Here is an 18169-nt window from a genome sequence, read left to right as displayed (position 1 = left end):
ACCGTCAGCACACTGCCCGCCAGCGCCGTGGCGTTGCCGGTACAAGTCAGCGATGCCGTGTAGTTCGCGGCGCTGCCCGTGGTGAAGGTTTCACCTAGGGTGATGGCTTCGCCCGCATAGACGGTTTGCACAACGCCGGCATCGGTCTCATTGGCGGTATTCGCCACCGACGCCAGGCTAGTCAATCCGGTTGCCGTCACACTCACCGCATCGTTCAGCTTTGCGTTCACCCAGGTCTTGCGCAGCGTCAGATTAACCGACTTGCGGGTGTTGGTCTGGGTACAGACAATCGCGGTGTCCGCCGGATCAATGGTCAGGCCGTCACTCGGGTTGCTGTCCGTCGCACCGGTACACGACAAGGTCGCCGTATAGTTCGCCGCGCTGCCGACACTGAACGATTCGCTGATGGTACCGGTTTCACCCGCATACACCGTGACCAGCGTTCCCGTCGTCGTGTTCGAACCGGTCGATACCGAGGCTCCCGAGCTGGCGTTGTTGCCGAAGCCCGTTGTCGTCACCGTCGCGGTATCACCCGATTTGCCGCTCGCCCAGGTCTTGCGCAGCGTCAGGCTGGCCGACTTGCGGCTGTTGGTCTGGGTACAGGTGATGGTGGTATCGGCCGCATTAACGGTCAATACACTGCCTGCCAGCGCCGTGGTGTTGCCGGCACACGCCAATGACGACGTGTAGTTGGCGGCGCTGCCCGTGGTGAAGGTTTCGCCCAGGGTGATGGCGTCACCGGCATAGACGGTCTGTATGGCGGCGGCATCGGTTTCATTGGCGGTATTCGCCACCGACGCCAGGCTGGTCAGCCCGGTCGCCGTGACATCCACCGCATCGTTCAGCTTTGCGTTGACCCAGGTCTTGCGCAGTATCAGGTTGGCCGATTTCCGGGTGTTGGTCTGGGTACAGACAATCGCCGAATCCGCGGCGTTAATGGTCAGTACGCTGCCCGCCAGGGCCGTGGTGTTGCCGGTACACGCCAGCGACGACGTGTAGTTGGCGGTGCTGCCCGTGGTGAAGGTTTCGCCCAAGGTGATGGCATCACCGGCATAGACGGCCTGTATGGCGGCGGCATCGGTCTCATTGGCGGTATTCGCCACCGACGCCAGGCTGGTCAGCCCGGTTGCCGTCACACTCACCGCATCGTTCAGCTTCGCATTCACCCAGGTCTTGCGCAGCGTCAGGCTGACCGACTTGCGGCTGTTGGTTTGCGTACAGGTAATGGCGGTGTCCGCTGCGTTGACGGTCAGCACGCTGCCCGCCAGCGCCGTTGTGTTGCCGGTACAAGCCAGCGACGACGTATAGTTGGCGGCGCTGCCCGTAGTGAAGGTTTCGCCCAAGGTGATGGCGTCACCGGCATAGACGGTCTGTATGGCAGCCGCATCGGTCTCATTGGCGGTATTCGCCACCGAGGCCAGACTCGTCAGCCCGGTCGCTGTTACATCTACTGCATCGTTCAGCTTTGCGTTGATCCAGGTCTTGCGCAGTATCAGGTTGGCCGATTTCCGGGTGTTGGTCTGGGTACAGACAATTGCCGAATCCGCCGCATTGACTGTCAATCCATCCGCCAGATTGGTATCCGCCGCCCCCGTACAGGCGAGCGTCGCGGTATAGTTGGCCGCGTTACCGGTGGTAAAGGTTTCGGAAACCGCAACCGTTTCACCGGCAAAGAGGGTGACGGCGGTAGCCGCATCCGTTTCAGTGGCCGTATTCGCCACGGCATTGAGGGACGCATTATTGGTGGCACCGGTGGTGGACACGGTCACCGCATCATTAACCTTGGCATTGACCCAGGATTTGCGCAGCGTGAAGGTCGCCGACTTGCGGTTGGTGAAGGTACAACGCAGATCCGCACCTGCAACGACATTCGTCCCGGCAATGGTCAGTTGATTGCCCGCCAGCACCCCGAAACTACCGGTATTGCCGGTCACCGCACTGTTGGCGTCCGTACAAGCAGCCGCCGTGAGCGTCCAGTTGGCGGGCACCGTTTCGGTGAGCACCACGTTGGATCCGCGCGTAGTCACGGCAATGGCGGAGGAAGATACCGGCGTGCCGTCCACGGTGGTCGTTAACGACACCGGGGTTGTCGCCAGGTTTTGCGTGGCGAAGGAGAAGCTGCCGGTAGCACCCGTGGACAGTTTGGTGATGATCACCGTCGGCTGCCGCACCGCATTGCTGACGGTACAGGTGATGTTGTCACCCGCGGCCGGAGTCACATTGAACGGCTGCGTCGCCCCGGACGGCAGCGGCGTGGTTGCGCCGGCGCGACTGTTGGCGCAACTGACGGTAGTGTCGTATTGCCCGATATTCGACGGGCCGGCCGTCATGGCTTCGGTAAAGGTATAGGTGGTCCCGGCGGCAGCCTGCAGACTACCCGGGGCGTTGTAGCTGCCCACCCCGCCGGTCGTGAGCACGCCGCCGCCGCTGGTGGCGCTGGCGGTCGTATCCGACACCACCGTGCCTCCGGTTCCGCCGGTACGGATCTGGGTGGTGAAGCGGTCAGCGGCGTTGACGATGCTGGTCACGGTCTTGTTGATCCGGATCACCGGAGCAATCGGCGTATTAGTCAGCGTACAGCTGATGTCGTCGCCCGCCTTGGGCGTCAGGTCGAAGGGTGCGGTGGAACCGGAGGGGAGCGTGGTCGCCGGTCCGGCGGTCCGGGCATTCACGCAGCTCAGGCTGGTCGCGTACTGATTCGCCAGGGAGGTACCGCCCGACAAGGCCTCGGTCAGGGTATAGGTCGTTCCGATCGTCGCCTGATAGCTGCCCGGCGCGCTGTAGGTCGCTGTTCCGCCGGTTGTCAGGACGCCACCGCCGCTGGTAGCGCTGGCCGTGGTTCCCGATACAACGGTTCCGGCAACTCCGCCGGTACGGATCTGAGTGGTGAAGCGGTCATTTGCATCCACCAGCGCTGTCACGGTCTTGTGAACGCGGACAACCGGCTGCTTGACACTGTTGGTCAGCGTACAGCTGATATCGTCCGCCAGTTGGGGCGTCAGCGTGTACGGAACCGCCGCATTGGTCGGCATCACGGTGGCGCTGCCGGCAAAGGCGTTGGTGCAGGTCACCGTGGTGGTGTACTGCTGGGTGGAAGACGTTCCCCCGGAAATGCTCTCGGTCAGCGTATACGCCGTGCCCTCGATCCCCTCGAAAATGCCCGGTGCGCTATAGGTGGCGACTCCACCGGTCGTAAGCACCCCGCCGCCGGCTGTGGTTGAGGCGGTTGTCCCGGAAACCACCGTACCGCCGCTGCCGCCGGTACGGATTTCCGTCGTGAACCGGTCATTGGCATCCACCAGACTGCTGACGGTCTTGTGGACACGAAGTTTGGGCAGGTTCTTGGTGTTGGTCCAGGTACACGTCAGGATATCGCCCGCCAACGGCGTGATCGTATAACTGCTTGTCAGCGGAGCACCGCCCGGCGTCACGCTGGTCAACACCGTCGGCAGCGTCGTCGCCGGGCCGGAGGCGCGGGCGTTGCTGCAAACCAGCTGGGTCTTGTAGAGGTTCAGGGTCGAGGGGCCGGACGCCATGGCTTCACTGAGGGTGTAGGTCGTTCCCGCCGCCAGTGTCACGCCGTTGATCGCAGAGGCCTGCACCCCCGTGGCCGAACCGCTGGTCGTCGCCGTCTGGGAAACCGCCCCGCCATTGACGCCCAGCGTGAACTGGTCGGCCGCGTTGATGCGGGCAGAGACATCCTTCCGCAAGGTCAGAACCGGCGGCTTGACGGCGTTGGTCAAGGTGCAACTGATGTCATCGCCGGACTTCGGCGTCAACTGGAACGGCGTTGTGCCGCCGCTGGGGAGGGTCGTGACCGGCCCCGCCGTCCGGGCATTGGTACAGCTGATGCTGGTGTCATACTGACTGATGGCGGAGGTGCCGCCCGACAATGATTCGGTAATGGTATAGGTGGTTCCAGCGGTCGCCTGATAATCCCCCGGAGCGGTGTAGGTGCCCGCGCCGCCGGTTGTAAAGACCCCGCCGCCCACAGTCGCCGAACTGGCGGTGCCGGAAACGATCGTGCCGCCTGCGCCACCGGTACGCAGCTCCGTGGTGAAGCGGTCGTTGGCGTCCACCAGACCGCTAACCGTCTTATGGACCCGAACCTTGGGCGCCACCGTGTTATTGGCAAAGGTACAACTGATGTCATCGCCCAGTTGAGGCGTCACCTCGAACGGATATGCCGTGGTCGGCAACGCGGTCGTGCTGGCGGCATAGGCGTTGGTGCAACTCAGGGACGACGAGTACTGGCTGATATCCGAAGCCCCGGCAGTCAGCGCCTCGGTCAATGTGTAAGTAGTCCCGGCCGTTGCCAGATATTTACCCGGGGCGGTATAGGTCCCCGCCCCGCCGGTTGTCAGCACACCGCCACCGGTCGTGGCGGACGCTGTCGTCCCGGAAACCACCGTCCCGCTGACGCCGCCGGTACGGATCTGGGTGGTAAAGCGATCTGTCGCATCGGCAACCGCGACAACGCTCTTGCTCACCTTCAACCGTGGCAGCGGCGTATTCGTCAAGGTACAGGTGATCAGGTCGCTATTCTGGATTGCAATAGTGAAGGGTTGGGTTTTCCCGGAGGGCAGCACGGTCGTGCTGTTGGTATCGGCATTGACGCAACTGATGCTGGTGTCGTATTGCGACAACGAGGATGTACCGGCGGTGATCGCCTCGGTAATCGTATAGGTCGTGCCGCCGGTGGCCAGATATGCGCCCGGCGCGGTATAGGTCCCGACTCCACCCGTCGTCAATACGCCGCCACCCGCCGTCGCGGAGTTCGTGGTACCGGAAACTACCGTTCCCCCTGCCCCGCCGGTGCGGATTTGCGTGGTGAAGCGATCGGCGCTGTCCACCAGACCGGCGGCCACGACCTTGTTGACGATCAGTCGCGGCTTGGGCGCATTGGTGAAGGTGCAGACGAAATCATCGTACTGCGCCGCGGTAAACGTCAAACTGGCGGCCGTGCCGCTGCTGGTGGCTCCCGTGGCGTTGTTGACGCAGGAGTACGTGGTGACGTAATTGGTCAACGAACCCGAGGCGGCAATTTCCTTCAGGGTATAGGTTGTGCCCGCCGTCGCCGCATAAACCACCGAACCCGTGCTGACCGTATCGCCGGTGCCGGTCGTGGTCACCGACGTCAGGGTGGTGGTATCCGTATTGTTGCGCACCTGCAGGGTAAACTGGTCCGTGCTCACATAACGCTGTCCGCCCAAAACCTTCTTCAGGGTAATCTTCGGGGCTATCAATTTGTTGGACAGCGTACAGGTGATGTTGTCGCCGGAGATCGGCGTCACCGTAAAGGATTTATTGGCGGCAAATGCCTGTGAAGGCAGAACCGTCGCCGATGCCGTGGCATTGGTACAGGCAATGCTGGCATGGTAGTTCGTCAGGGTTGTGCCGCCCGACGCCGTTTCGGTCAGCGTATACGTACTGCCGCCCGCCACATAGGTGATGCCGGTCGTGCCCGAACCGGGCGTCACCACATCCAGCTGACCCGCCGTCGTGCTGCTGATTAGCGAATTGAGCACCGTACCGCCGCTATTCCGTATTTCCAGGGTGAACTCATCCGAATCCACCAGCCGGGAATTGGCCAGATCCTTGATCAGGGTGATAGCCGCCGGACCGTTATCCAGCTGGCAGGTAATGTCGTCCCCATATTGCGGAGCCAGGGTGAAAGACTGCCCCGTTCCGGAGGGCAGCGCCGTAATCGGGCCATCACTTCGGGTATTGGCGCAGGTAATGGCGGTGGAATACTGTCCGATCGGGGTTGAACCGGTCGACAGGACTTCCGTGAGGGTATATGCCGTTCCCACTGATGCCGTGTAGGAGCCCGCCGCCGTGTAGGTCCCCGCCCCGCCCGTGGTGATCGCACCACCGCCCGGGGAAGCCGTCGTGCTGGAGACGACGCTGGCGCCGTTCTTGATCTGGGTCGTGAAGCGATCAGCCGCATTGATCAGCCCGGAGACCTTCTTGTTCAGGCGGAGCAACGGCGCCTTCGGCGTATTGGTGAAGGTACAGCTGATGTTGTCGCCCGTCGCCGGCGTGATATTAAATCGCTGCCCGGCGCCGCTGGGCAGGGTTGTGGCCGAGCCCGCCGTGGCATTGCTGCAACTGATCGAGGTGGAATACTGGCTTAATCCCGACGTCCCCGAGGCAATGTCCTCGGTCAGGATGTAGGTGGTGCCGCTGGTCACCACCAGCATGCCGGGGGCATTGTAGGTCGCCACGCCGCCGGTGGTCAGCACGCCGCCGCCGCTTTGAGGATCACTGGTGGTGCCGGACAACACGGCATTCGGCGCGGCATTCGACAGCACCTGCGTGACAAAGCGGTCATTGGCGTCCACCAGCCCGGCTACCGTCTTGTTCAGGCGCAGCCGCGGCAAACGATCGTTGGTCAGCGTACAGGCGATCACATCGCCCAGCTGCGGCGTCACCGTGAAACTGGTTCCCGCCCCTGACGGCAGCGTTGTCACACTCGCGCCATAACTGTTGGTGCAACTCAGCCGGCTGTTATAGCTGGACAGCACGGTGGTTCCGGACGCGAGTTCCGTCAGGGTATAACTGACACCGCTGCTGACCTGGGTCGACGCGATCGTGCCCGTGGTAACGGTGTTGCCGGTTCCCGTAGTGGTTGTACTCGCCACCACCGTCGCCCCGTTCTTCAGTTGCAGGGTGAACTGGTCGGTCGAGGCCAGTCGCGAGCTGCCCAATACCTTTGTGAGCGAAATCCTGGGCTGCGTAATATTGGTAATGGTGCAATCAATATCATCATTGAACTGAGGCGTGATGGTGAACGGCTGTGTCGCGCCAGAAGGCAATACCGTGGAGCTACCCGTCGCCGCATTGGTGCAGCTGATGCTGGCGTTATAATTCGCCAGTGTAGAGGTTCCGCCCGAAATCGCTTCGGTCAGGGTATAGGTGGTGCCGACAGTCCCCAGGAAATAGCCCGGTGCGGTGTAAGTTGCCGCGCCGCCGGTTGTCAGTACGCCGCCGCCGGCACTGGCTGACGCCGTGGTGCCGGAAACCACGGTTCCCCCCGCCCCTCCTGTCCGGATTTGGGTGGTAAAGCGATCATTGGCGTCCAGCAGGGAACTGACAACCTTGTTGACCCGGATTCGGGGATTGCCGTTTGTCAGCGTACAGGCAATGACATCATCCAGTTGCGGCGTCAGGCTAAAGCTTTGCCCCTGACCGCTTGGCAGCACGGTGGTGCTGGCGGCATTCTGATTGGTACACGCAATCCGCGTGTTGTACGCGGTCAAGGCGCTGGATGACCCGGCCGCCATGACTTCCGTCAGGGTGTAGCTCAGGCCGGCGCTCAGGAAATTCGGGCCGGTGGTGCCGGTGCCGGCCGTGACCGTGCTGCCGGCTCCGCTGGTGGTTCCGCTGGCGACGACGGTCGCCCCCTGCTTCATCTGCACCGTAAACTGGTCTGTCGCGTTCAAGCGTCCGCTTCCGGTCAGCGCCTTGTCCAGCGTCACCCGCGGCTGATGGGCAATATTGTTCAGTGTACAGTTGATGTCGTCATTACCGCCCAGGGTCAGACTGAAACTTTGACCGGTGCCGCTGGGCAACACAGTGGTACTGCCCGTGTATGCGTTGGTACAGCTGATGAACGAATTGTAAAGACTAAGGTCGGCGGTTGGCGATCCCGCGCCGACTTCGCGCAATGTATAAGTCACATAGGGTTGCAGGATCAGGGAGGTAATTGTCCCCGTTCCGGCGGTGATGGTATTGCCGGAGCCCGCGGAGGTGCTGGTGGTGGTGGGATTGACCACACTGGCGCCATTCAATATCTGCAGGGTGAACTGGTCATTCGGCGCTGCGCGGGTGCTGCCCAACGCCTTGGTGAACGTTGTGATTTTCGGCAAGGGGGCATTGGTCAGCGTGCAACTGACATCATCCGAATCCTTGATGGTAATCGTGAAGGTCTGGCCGACACCGGACGGCAAGACGGTCGGAACACCGGAACCCACCACCCGGGCATTGGCGCAATCGATCCGCGTGGTATAGGCCGCCAGCGTGTTGACGCTACCGGGAGCCATGACCTCCGTAATCGTATAGGTCTTGTAGGGAGTACCGAACGCGCCTTCATAGGAACCGGCGGCCGAGAAAAGCCCGGTCGTCGCCCCGCTGGTGGTCACTCCGCCACCGGATGTTGCGGACGCGGAAACCGATGAAACAATATTGCCCGCGTCATCCTTGATGAGGGTGGTGAACTGGTCTGCCGAATTGACACGGGCAATCAGGTTCTTGTGAACCCGGAGCTTGGGCTTGACCTCGACAATATCGTAGGAAACCTGATTGACGCTGGCGCCCTCGCAGATGGGATTGGTGCGGTCCCATTTGACGATGGTGTCAGAGCCATCCGTACTGGGCGGCTGGAGTTCAAAGGTCAGCGGTTCCGTACCTTCGCGCAATACGTCGTAATTGGACTCGATCGGGATGACCACACCGTACTTGGCATTGCCAAACATGCCCTGCCCGGCATCGTATTCTCCCGGAGGAATCGTCACCAGCCAGAGATTGGAGCCGCTGGTATGGCTGATTGTCGGGGTTGTCCCGACCAGCCCGATCGGCGTCCCCAGCGTGTAATCGAGGTCGGGAGTTGCCGAACCGCTGATCTGACGGATAGCCACCAGCGTGGGCGTCTGGACTGTGCCATTGACGCGCAATTGCATCGACGGCCCGACATTCCCTTCGGGCATCGAGAAAGTGGCCTGTGTATTCAGGTCGATCAACGGCTTCAGAATGACGGAAATGTCATCGATCAGGTTGCCGTTACTGCCGGTTGCCGGAAGCACGGCTTCCAGGCCAATCTGATAAAGCCCCGCGCCGGGTGCGGTAAACACCGCCGTTTGCGGTGTGAATCCAACCGTACTGGAAATGGTGGAGTTCTGCGCGGAGATGGCGTTACCGATGGGCCCCGGATCATTGATCGCCCACAAACCGGCGGCAACCTGCTGGTTACCCACCCCGCTGCGGGGGCTGAAGTAGTAGTTCATGGTGACTGTTTCGCCCGCCTGGAGGCAGATGGGCTGGTACAGTCGTGACTGCATCGAGGCATTCAACTCGGCCACGATGCGATTGTTCTGGGCGCCAAACGCACCGTAGGTGCTGGCCAACGCTACTTCGATATAGCGTGCAACCGCCGAGGCCCCGCTGTTACTGTCGGTGGTTTTCCAGCCGCCGATACACTGGTTTGCGGTTCCACCGCTACAGCTTGAGTCCAGCCAATACGCCCAGGTGGTGCCGCCGCCGATCAGGCCGCCGGGCGGAGGGAACGTGACGGTGGAGGCATCCGAATGCAACTCAAAGCTCGGGTTCTGGATGACCCGGACGCCACCGGCCAGCGCCGTACCGGCCAACTGCAGGCCTGCCAGCAAGATCATCAGGAAAAGCCAGAGCTTCGAACGTGCACCATTCATGAATAACACCCATTGATCATCCAGGCGGGAACTCCCCCCTGATCCGATCCATCGATTGGTAAAATTAACTGTGGCGCCCTTCCGGGGCTGTCAGCAGGCATGGCGCCTATGTGTATTGCCCGATTCCGTGGGCGGACTCACCTGAAAATGTGATGAGAATATCGTTTGAGTCGTTATCAAAGTGTTGGGTAAGGCACTGCCATGCCTCTGGCCGTTCGCCATCTCCATGATTGCCTCACCGAAAATGAGAACTGTATCACGTTTATTTTGATTCAGCGGCTGGCTGTTGTATAGACGTCAAAAGCGGGAAAAGGCCCGCCTCCGGGAGGAAGGCGGGCCTTGCAGATAAAACGGATAAATTCGCGGATGAGCGGCGCAGTGAGGCTAAATGACTTCCGCCAGATTGCCCTTGTCTTCCAGCCAGGCCTTGCGGTCCGAGGAGCGTTTCTTGGCCAAGAGCATGTCAAGCATGGCGTCAGCGGCTTTTTCGTCCTCCAGCGTCAGTTGCACCAGACGGCGGGTGTTGATGTCCATGGTGGTTTCCCGCAATTGCAACGGGTTCATTTCACCCAGGCCCTTGAACCGGGTGACCTGGGGTTTGGCGCGCTTGTTTTCCGCCGCCAGACGATCCAGCACGCCCTGCTTTTCGTCATCGTCCAGTGCGTAGAAAGTTTCCTTGCCGCAATCGATCCGGTACAGCGGCGGCATAGCGACAAACACATGACCGTTTTTCACCAGCGCGGTGAAGTGCCGGACAAACAGCGCGCACAGCAAGGTTGCGATATGCAACCCGTCCGAATCGGCGTCGGCAAGGATGCATACCTTGCCATAGCGCAGGCCTGTCAGGTCATTCGACCCCGGATCCACTCCGATGGCGACAGCGATATCGTGGACTTCCTGCGAACCCAGCACATCATCCTTCGATACCTCCCAGGTGTTGAGGATCTTGCCGCGCAGGGGCATCACGGCCTGATACTCCTTGTCGCGCGCCTGTTTGGCGGAGCCGCCCGCGGAGTCGCCTTCCACCAGGAACAATTCACCGCGCATCACGTCCTGACCGACGCAATCCGCCAGCTTGCCCGGCAGCGCCGGACCCTGGGTAATCTTCTTGCGTTCAATCTTCTTGCCCGCCCGCAGACGACGCCCGGCGTTGGCGATCGCCAGCTCGGCCAACTGCACACCGACATCCGGATGCTGGTTCAGCCACAGTGAGAAGGCATCTTTGGTGACGCCCTGCACGAACACCGATGCCTCACGGGAAGACAGGCGTTCCTTGGTTTGCCCGGAAAACTGCGCCTCCTGCAATTTCATCGACAACACAAAGGACACTTTTTCCCAGACGTCTTCCGGCGCCAGCTTCACATTGCGCGGCAACAGGTTGCGGAACTCGCAGAACTCACGCATGGCATCGGTCAGGCCCTGGCGCAAACCGTTGACATGAGTCCCCCCCTGCACGGTGGGGATCAGGTTGACATAGGACTCCTGTACGCCCTCCCCGCCTTCGGGCTGCCACAGCACCGCGAAGTCACATGCCGCGTGGCCGCCTTCAAATGTGCCGCAGAAGGGTTCCAGAGGGAGCACCGGATAGTCCTTGGTGGCGTCGGCCAGATAGGCGCGCAAGCCTTCCTCATACAACCAGGTCACCGACTCGTTGGCCTGCTTGTCGTCGAAACGGATTTCCAGCCCCGGACACAGAACGGCCTTGGCCTTCAGCAGATGCTTCAGCGCCTTGGTGGCGAATTTCGGGGTATCGAAATAGGAGGCGTCCACCCAGAAGCGCACGCTGGTGCCGCTGTGACGCTTGGGGACTGCGCCAAGGACCGCCAGTTCGGTCGCTTTGTTGCCGTTGGCGAAACTGATGCCGTATTCGCTGCCGTCACGCTTGACCCGCACCTCCACCTTGGTGGAGAGGGCATTGACCACGGAAATGCCGACGCCGTGCAAGCCGCCCGAGAACTGGTAGTTCTTGTTGGAAAATTTGCCGCCCGCATGCAGCTTGGTGAGGATCAGCTCGACCCCGCTCATTTTTTCTTCCGGATGCATATCCACCGGCATACCGCGACCGTCATCGATCACTTCCAGCGAGTTGTCCTCGTGAAGAATGACCTGGATATGGCGGGCATGCCCGGCCAGCGCCTCGTCCACGGAGTTGTCGATGACTTCCTGCGCCAGATGGTTGGGACGGCTGGTGTCGGTATACATGCCGGGACGACGGCGGACGGGATCCAGTCCGGACAGGACTTCAATGGCGTCGGCGTTATAAGTGGTCATGGGCTCATCAATGGGTCAGGAAGTGGACGACGGCCGGGATGTGGGACTCAAACGTGTCAAAGGCGTGGTTGCCGCCCTCCTCGACCAGCATGGGCGAGGCCGAATACCGGGTCAGGGCATCACGGTAATCCAGGGTTTCATCTCCGGACTGCAATAATACCCATAAGCGCTCGGGGTGTGCGAGGGCTCCGGCCTCCAGCGGCTGCAGTTCAGCGACCATTTCTGTCGTCAGAAGGTATTTTTCGCCGGTATGGAAGTTTTGCTGCTCCCCCAGATAGGCATGGAAACGTTCATACGGCCGTATCGCCGGATTGATCAGTACCGCTTTGCGCCCGAACGTCGCGCTGGCCCAGGTCGCGTAATAGCCGCCCAGCGAACTGCCGACAATGCCGGCGTCGGGATACGCGTCCAGCGCCTCGCGGATAACGCCGGCGACCCGGGCCGCGTTGCAGGCGATATCCGGGGTAATGAAACGGACATCAGGCCGGAAGCGGGACAACCAGTCCCGCATCAGGCGGGTCTTGTGTGATTGCGGGGAGCTGTTGAAACCATGCAGGTAGAGAATGGCGGGCATTCGCGTTTATTCCTTCCATTTTTGGAGATACTGCCGGTACTGCTGGCGCCATGCCGGCGTTCCGAAGGCTCCCTTGCTGCGATGGGTCAGGCTGATCGGCCAGGTGGATAGCCGAAGCCCTTCACGGCGGGCCGTCCTGCAAAAGTCCATATCATAGAAATGAAACCGGAATACAGGGTCAAAGAACACCTGCCGTTCCACAAGCACGGACCTCTTTGCCGCCAGAAAAAGCCCGTCCAGCAACTCACAGGGCGACGGCACCTTGCCGAACAACTCCACCTTACCCAAAGGAGCTTCGCCATGCGCCACTCTCCCGGACAGATTGTCGACAGTATCCGGGGTCAGTGCTTCATCACGAAAGCACCAGGCGGGCTGCAACGGCCGCCGGATGCGGTTTCCGGCGACACCGATCACATCGTTGGCCGACAAGCCTTCAAGTATCCGGTCGATAAAGAAACAGTCCTCGACCCAGACATCGTCATGAATGAAGGCCAGATGATCCGCCGCATCGGCGGCGTTGATCCTGGCATTGTAGACCGTAGGAAGAGCCTGGGTATTCTGCGTCTGCACAAAGAGACGGAAACGCCTGTCAAATCGCAGCCGGTGCAGGCTTTGACCCAAGGGCGTTTTTTCGAGGAAGTTTTGCGATGTTTCCCGCGTCGCGGTCACGATGTCAACAGTAGGCAACCGGCTGCTCCCGTCAGGCCGCGACCCGGCCGGGTGAGGCCGGGCGGCGGAAATCAATATCCCTTGACCGACCAGTCAACCACAAACCTGACGCCTTCCACCCGGGATACCGCCGTTTCGATGGAGCCGTCCGGATGAAGGTGCAGCCAGCGGTAGCCCGGATTCAAATCTTCCTCAATGGCGAAGTCATCACTCAGGGCCTTGAACTGCACGCAGGTCGAGGGCGAGGACAACATGCGCACATTGTTGCGCATCTGGTCAGACGCTTGGTGGACATGCCCCCAAAGGATGACGCGCACATGGCTGTAGGCGTCGACGATGGCCAGGAACTCGGCGGCGTTGCGCACAACCTGGGTATCCAGCCATTTGCAGCCCATCGGCACCGGGTGGTGGTGCAGGCAGATCATGACATGCCGGTCGCGGGACTCTTCAAGGGAAGCTTTCAGGAAATCCAGTTCAGCGGGGGTGAATTTGCCGGGAACCTGATGCTCGACGCTGGAGTTGAGCATGATGATGCGCCAGCCGGCCTGATCGATCACACAGGGGCTGAGCCGCGACCGACCGCCCAGGGTTGAGATCATCGGCAGGGTGATGTCATGGTTGCCCTGGAGCCAGTAATGCGGAGCGCCAAAGCTTTCAAGATGTTTGTGAAAGCGCAGGTAGGCTTCGGGGGTGGCGTCCTGCGAAATATCGCCGGTCGCCAGGATGACATCAATCTGCGGCTGCTCCTTGCGAACCTTGTCGAGCACCAGACCCAGGCTGTCCTCGGTACAAAGCCCAAGCAAGCGGCCATCCGTCCCGGCAAACAGGTGACAGTCTGTTATTTGCACCACCCGCAGTGGCTGTTGCTTCGGTTTGCTCAAGATGCCATCCCTAATGCGGTCTATCTTTTTCTTGTAACGCAGAAAATACACTTTTTCCAGCGCCCGGCCAAGAATCCCGATCAAAACATGCTGCTCTACCGTGCCATCTTATCATGACACGCCTTCCGGGTCTGATGAGCGCTTCTCGTTTGGAGCGGCGCCGCAGACACCGGAAGGTTCCGGCTCAAACAACCTTGTAAATTTCGCTGCCTTGCGCGCGGAATTCCTCGGCCTTGACCTGCATCGCCGAATCCACGTCCCCGCCTTCGGCGGCCTTGGCGGCTTCCAGGCTGTCAGCATAATCCCGCACGTCCTGCGTGATCTTCATCGAGCAGAACTTGGGACCGCACATCGAACAGAAATGGGCGACCTTGTGCGCGTCCTTGGGCAGGGTTTCATCGTGATACTCGCGGGCGGTATCCGGGTCCAGCGCCAGGTTGAACTGGTCTTCCCAGCGGAACTCGAAACGGGCCTTGGACAGGGCGTTATCGCGGATCTGCGCGCCGGGATGCCCCTTGGCGAGGTCGGCGGCGTGGGCGGCGATCTTGTAGGTGATGATGCCGTCCTTCACGTCCTTCTTGTTGGGCAGGCCCAGATGCTCCTTGGGCGTGACGTAGCACAGCATGGCGCAGCCGAACCAGCCGATCATGGCCGCGCCGATGCCGGAAGTGATGTGGTCATAGCCGGGGGCAATGTCGGTGGTCAGCGGGCCGAGGGTGTAGAACGGCGCTTCCTGACACACTTCCAGCTGCAAATCCATGTTTTCCTTGATCATGTGCATGGGCACGTGACCGGGGCCTTCGATCATCACCTGCACATCATGCGCCCAGGCCTTGTGCGTCAGCTCACCCAGGGTGCGCAATTCGCCGAACTGGGCCTCGTCATTGGCGTCGGCGATGGAACCGGGACGCAGGCCGTCGCCCAGCGAGAAGCTGACATCGTAGGCCTTCATGATTTCGCAGATTTCGTCGAAGTGCGTATAGAGGAAGTTTTCCTGATGATGCGCCAGGCACCATTTCGCCATGATCGAGCCGCCGCGCGACACGATGCCGGTAACGCGCTTGGCCGTCAGCGGTACATAGCGCAGCAGTACGCCCGCATGGATGGTGAAATAGTCGACGCCCTGCTCCGCCTGCTCAATCAGCGTATCACGGAAGATTTCCCAGGTCAGGTCCTCGGCGACGCCGTCAACCTTCTCCAGCGCCTGATAGATCGGCACCGTGCCGATCGGCACCGGGCTGTTGCGGATGATCCACTCGCGGGTTTCATGGATGTGCTTGCCGGTGGACAGGTCCATGATGGTGTCCGCACCCCAGCGGATGCCCCAGGTCAGTTTCGCCACTTCTTCCTCAATGGAGGAGCCCAGCGCCGAATTGCCGATGTTGCCGTTGATCTTCACCAGGAAGTTGCGGCCGATGATCATCGGCTCCAGTTCCGGATGGTTGATGTTGGCGGGAATGATGGCGCGGCCGAGAGCTACTTCCGAGCGCACGAATTCCGGGGTGATTTCCTTGGGAATGGCGGCGCCGAAGGACTGCCCGGCGTGCTGCTGGCCCAGCAGGCCCTGCGCACGGGCTTCCTGCAGCTTCATGTTCTCGCGGATGGCGATATATTCCATCTCGGGCGTGATGATGCCCTGGCGCGCATAGTGCAGCTGGCTGACATTGCGGCCCGGCAGGGCGCGGCGCGGCTTGCGCAGGTGACCGAAGCGCAGCGGCGTCAGGGTGATGTCGCGCTCGCGGAGAACGCCAAAACGGGAGGTCGGCCCCGCCAGCTGTTCGGTGTCATTACGCTCGATGACCCAGCCTTCGCGGACGGCGGGCAGGCCCTGGCGGATATCCACCTGCACGGCCGGATCGGTGTAGGGGCCTGATGTGTCATAGACCACCACCGGAGCATTCTTTTCACCGCCCATGGCGGTGGGGGTATCAGTCAGGGAGATCTCTCGCATGGGCACGCGTATGTCCGGACGGCTGCCTTCGACGTAGATCTTGCGGGATGCGGGGAATTGCTCGGTCGACGCGCGATCCACTTGCGCCTGTTCACTCAGAAACACGGTAGCCATATTCAGAAACTGTTCGGTCTTGGAGGGTGGAACCAAAGGCTGCGACTATACGTTTTTGCTCCGGGCTTAACAACAAAACAGCCCGGGTTGGCTTGAATTCCGCCAGACAAACCCATACTCTCCCCCCTATCGTCCATACTGATCGGTATGTTGTCATGCGCCGTATTTTTGCTGCTTCCCTGTTCTCGTTCGCCCTTAGCCCGCTTTGTCACGCCATCGACCTGGCCCAGTCTTACGAGCTGGCCCTGAAGAATGATCCGGAATGGGCGGCAACCACCCTCTCCCATCAGGCCGAGCGAATCAAGGAAGGCCAGAATTACGGCGCGATGCTGCCGACGGTCGGCCTGAACGCCAGCTACGCCAAGAACCATTTCGCCCCGGACACCGGCGCCTCGACCAGCTACAACAGCGCCCAGTACGGCCTGCAACTGCGGCAACCCCTGTATCGGCCCGACCTGTGGCGCGATTACCAGCGCGCCAAATCGGCCACTTCCGCCAGCGATGCCAATTATCGCCAGAAGGAGCAGGAGCTGGTGCTCAAGGTGAGCGAAGCGTACATCAATGTGCTGCGCGCCCAGGAAACCCTGTCCACGACCCAGGCCGAGGAAGCCGCCCTGAAGCGCCAGCAGGAACAGGCGCAGAAGCGTTTTGAAGTCGGCCTGATCGCCAAAACCGATGTGCTGGAAGCGCAGGCGCAGCTGGATGGCGCCGTGGCCAACCGCATCAGCGCCGAAGTGGGCGTCTCTTCCGCGCGCGAAGCGCTGGCCGCCATCATTGGCAAGGACCCGGGAACGCTGGCCGCCCTGCGCTCCGACTTTGTCGTGACCCCGCCACAGCCCGCCAGTCCCGAGGACTGGGCCGAGATGGCCAAAAGCAAGAACCCCCAGCTGGCGGCCGCCCGCATGAACCAGGAAGCGGCTGAACAGGCGCTCAGCGCCCAGCGGGCAGGCCATCTGCCGCAAGTGGATCTGGTGGCCAGCTACAGCAACACCGACAACAAGACCAGCAACTTCGCCCTGTCCAGCCGTAATGGCAACGCCACCAGCGTCGGGGTTGAACTGCAATTGCCGTTGTATGCCGGCGGTCGCACCAGCAACGCCATCATGCAGGCAAGTTACCTGTCGGATGCCGCCCGCGAACAAACCCTTTCCGTCGAACGGCAACTGACCACCCAGGCGCGGACGGCCTACCTCAACGCTTCCGCCGACAGTTTCCGGGTCTCGGCCCGCAGCCAGGCGGTCAAATCCACCGAAGCTGCGCTGGCGGCCACCAAGGCCGGTTATGACGTCGGCACCCGCAACATTGTGGATGTGCTGCTGGCGGAGCGGAACCTGTATGCCTCCCGCCGCGACCAGGCCAACGCCAAGTATGACTACCTGATCAATACCCTGAAGCTGCGTTCGGCCAGCGGCAACCTGAGCGTCAAGGACATTCAGGAACTGAACGGCTGGATGCAGTAATCCCGCCGTTTCACCCCTCTCACCCGCCGCTTAGAGATCTGCATTGACCGGCCCCGCCAGGGCGCCGGTCTTCGCGTCAATCAGCATCGTTGCATAACCCCGCGAACTGGCAATCGGCACGAAACGCAGCTCTTCCGGCTTGCGGCCGTAACGTTTTGCCGCCGCCACCATCGCCGTGACCGCATCTGCGGAACGTCCGGAAGCCGCTGTCAGGGGCTGGGCGTGCTTCAACAATTCGGGCGCGGCCTTGGCGTAATCCACATAGTATTTGGGCATCATCTGGATATCGCCGCTGCCAGTCACGGCGGACATCAGGATCGCCTGCATCTCATCCTTGTTGCTGCGCGGGAACTCCACCCCCAGCAGCACCGGCTTGCCATAGCCCAGAGTTCTGAACTTGGGATTTTTGGCCTGTGACAGTCGGCCCGGATCAATTTCATTGGCAAAAACCAGCTCGAAGCGATCAGGGACGGCGACCAGGAATACCGGCCGGGAATCGTAAACACTGTGCAGGCCGAACCCCAGGAACACCGCCTGCAACAGGCCGATGACGGTCAGGTCGAAGCGCAGGCTGGGCTTGCCCGGCTTGTAGACCAGCAAGGTCAGCAAGGGGCCGACAATCAGGTCGACACCCGCAATCAGTTCCAGCAAACGGTCGGCCCGGGCCATGGGAATCAGGGGAATGGGGTACCAGAAGCAGATGATATAACCTGCAACCGAACCCACGACCGTCAAGCTGATCAGCAGATGGGTAAAGGCGGCTTTCCAACGGTTCATCGCGTACTCCCGCTTGTTATTCTGGTATCAGGAAAGATAAGGAT

Annotated in this window: 8 protein-coding genes; 1 reads left to right on the top strand and 7 read right to left on the bottom strand. The window is 61.2% G+C overall.

Annotated elements, in window-relative coordinates; genetic code table 11:
• The 6 genes from EV700_RS16755 to thiC form a co-directional block, all read right to left on the bottom strand.
• Positions 1–9428 (bottom strand): beta strand repeat-containing protein (locus EV700_RS16755; RefSeq protein ID WP_130415965.1); only part of this gene is annotated, 9428 nt, incomplete at its 3' end.
• Between the two features lie 384 nt (positions 9429–9812).
• Positions 9813–11699: a DNA topoisomerase IV subunit B gene (gene parE, locus EV700_RS16750; protein WP_130415963.1), complete on the bottom strand. Its 1887-nt coding sequence runs from the start codon at positions 11697–11699 to the stop codon at positions 9813–9815.
• 7 nt (positions 11700–11706) lie between these two features.
• A complete protein-coding gene (locus EV700_RS16745) occupies positions 11707–12273 on the bottom strand; it encodes a YqiA/YcfP family alpha/beta fold hydrolase (RefSeq protein ID WP_130415961.1) in 567 nt (188 codons plus the stop codon).
• Positions 12274–12279: 6 nt separating this feature from the next.
• On the bottom strand, positions 12280–12960 hold the full coding sequence (locus EV700_RS16740; protein WP_165391535.1) for a glycosyltransferase: 681 nt from the start codon (positions 12958–12960) through the stop codon (positions 12280–12282).
• A gap of 53 nt (positions 12961–13013) precedes the next feature.
• A complete protein-coding gene (gene cpdA, locus EV700_RS16735) occupies positions 13014–13823 on the bottom strand; it encodes a 3',5'-cyclic-AMP phosphodiesterase (RefSeq protein WP_242610305.1) in 810 nt (269 codons plus the stop codon).
• Between the two features lie 184 nt (positions 13824–14007).
• The gene (gene thiC / locus EV700_RS16730) at positions 14008–15888 is read right to left on the bottom strand and encodes a phosphomethylpyrimidine synthase ThiC (RefSeq protein ID WP_130415957.1); all 1881 of its coding nucleotides are present in this window, start codon (positions 15886–15888) and stop codon (positions 14008–14010) included.
• A gap of 155 nt (positions 15889–16043) precedes the next feature.
• On the opposite strand from thiC, the gene EV700_RS16725 reads away from it, so the two are divergent.
• Entirely contained in the window at positions 16044–17348 is a 1305-nt protein-coding gene (locus EV700_RS16725; protein WP_130415955.1) for a TolC family outer membrane protein, read from the top strand.
• Between the two features lie 30 nt (positions 17349–17378).
• Here the strand turns inward: EV700_RS16725 and tfpZ are convergent, their stop codons facing one another.
• Positions 17379–18125, bottom strand: a complete 747-nt coding sequence (tfpZ, locus tag EV700_RS16720; protein ID WP_130415953.1) for a TfpX/TfpZ family type IV pilin accessory protein — start codon at positions 18123–18125, stop codon at positions 17379–17381.
• Positions 18126–18169: the final 44 nt, after the last annotated feature.

Origin of the sequence: Fluviicoccus keumensis (assembly GCF_004217445.1) — a bacterium.
GTDB lineage: Bacteria > Pseudomonadota > Gammaproteobacteria > Pseudomonadales > Moraxellaceae > Fluviicoccus > Fluviicoccus keumensis.
The sequence above is the reverse complement of the archived record's forward strand: the minus strand, read 5'-3'. Positions and strand labels throughout refer to the sequence as shown.

Bases quoted from the DNA above. Each gene is read 5' to 3' on its own strand.
- thiC (WP_130415957.1), bottom strand. From the start codon at position 15,888: ATGGCTACCGTGTTTCTGAGTGAACAGGCGCAAGTGGATCGCGCGTCG.
- tfpZ (WP_130415953.1), bottom strand. From the start codon at position 18,125: ATGAACCGTTGGAAAGCCGCCTTTACCCATCTGCTGATCAGCTTGACG.
- parE (WP_130415963.1), bottom strand. From the start codon at position 11,699: ATGACCACTTATAACGCCGACGCCATTGAAGTCCTGTCCGGACTGGAT.
- EV700_RS16725 (WP_130415955.1), top strand. From the start codon at position 16,044: ATGCGCCGTATTTTTGCTGCTTCCCTGTTCTCGTTCGCCCTTAGCCCG.
- EV700_RS16745 (WP_130415961.1), bottom strand. From the start codon at position 12,273: ATGCCCGCCATTCTCTACCTGCATGGTTTCAACAGCTCCCCGCAATCA.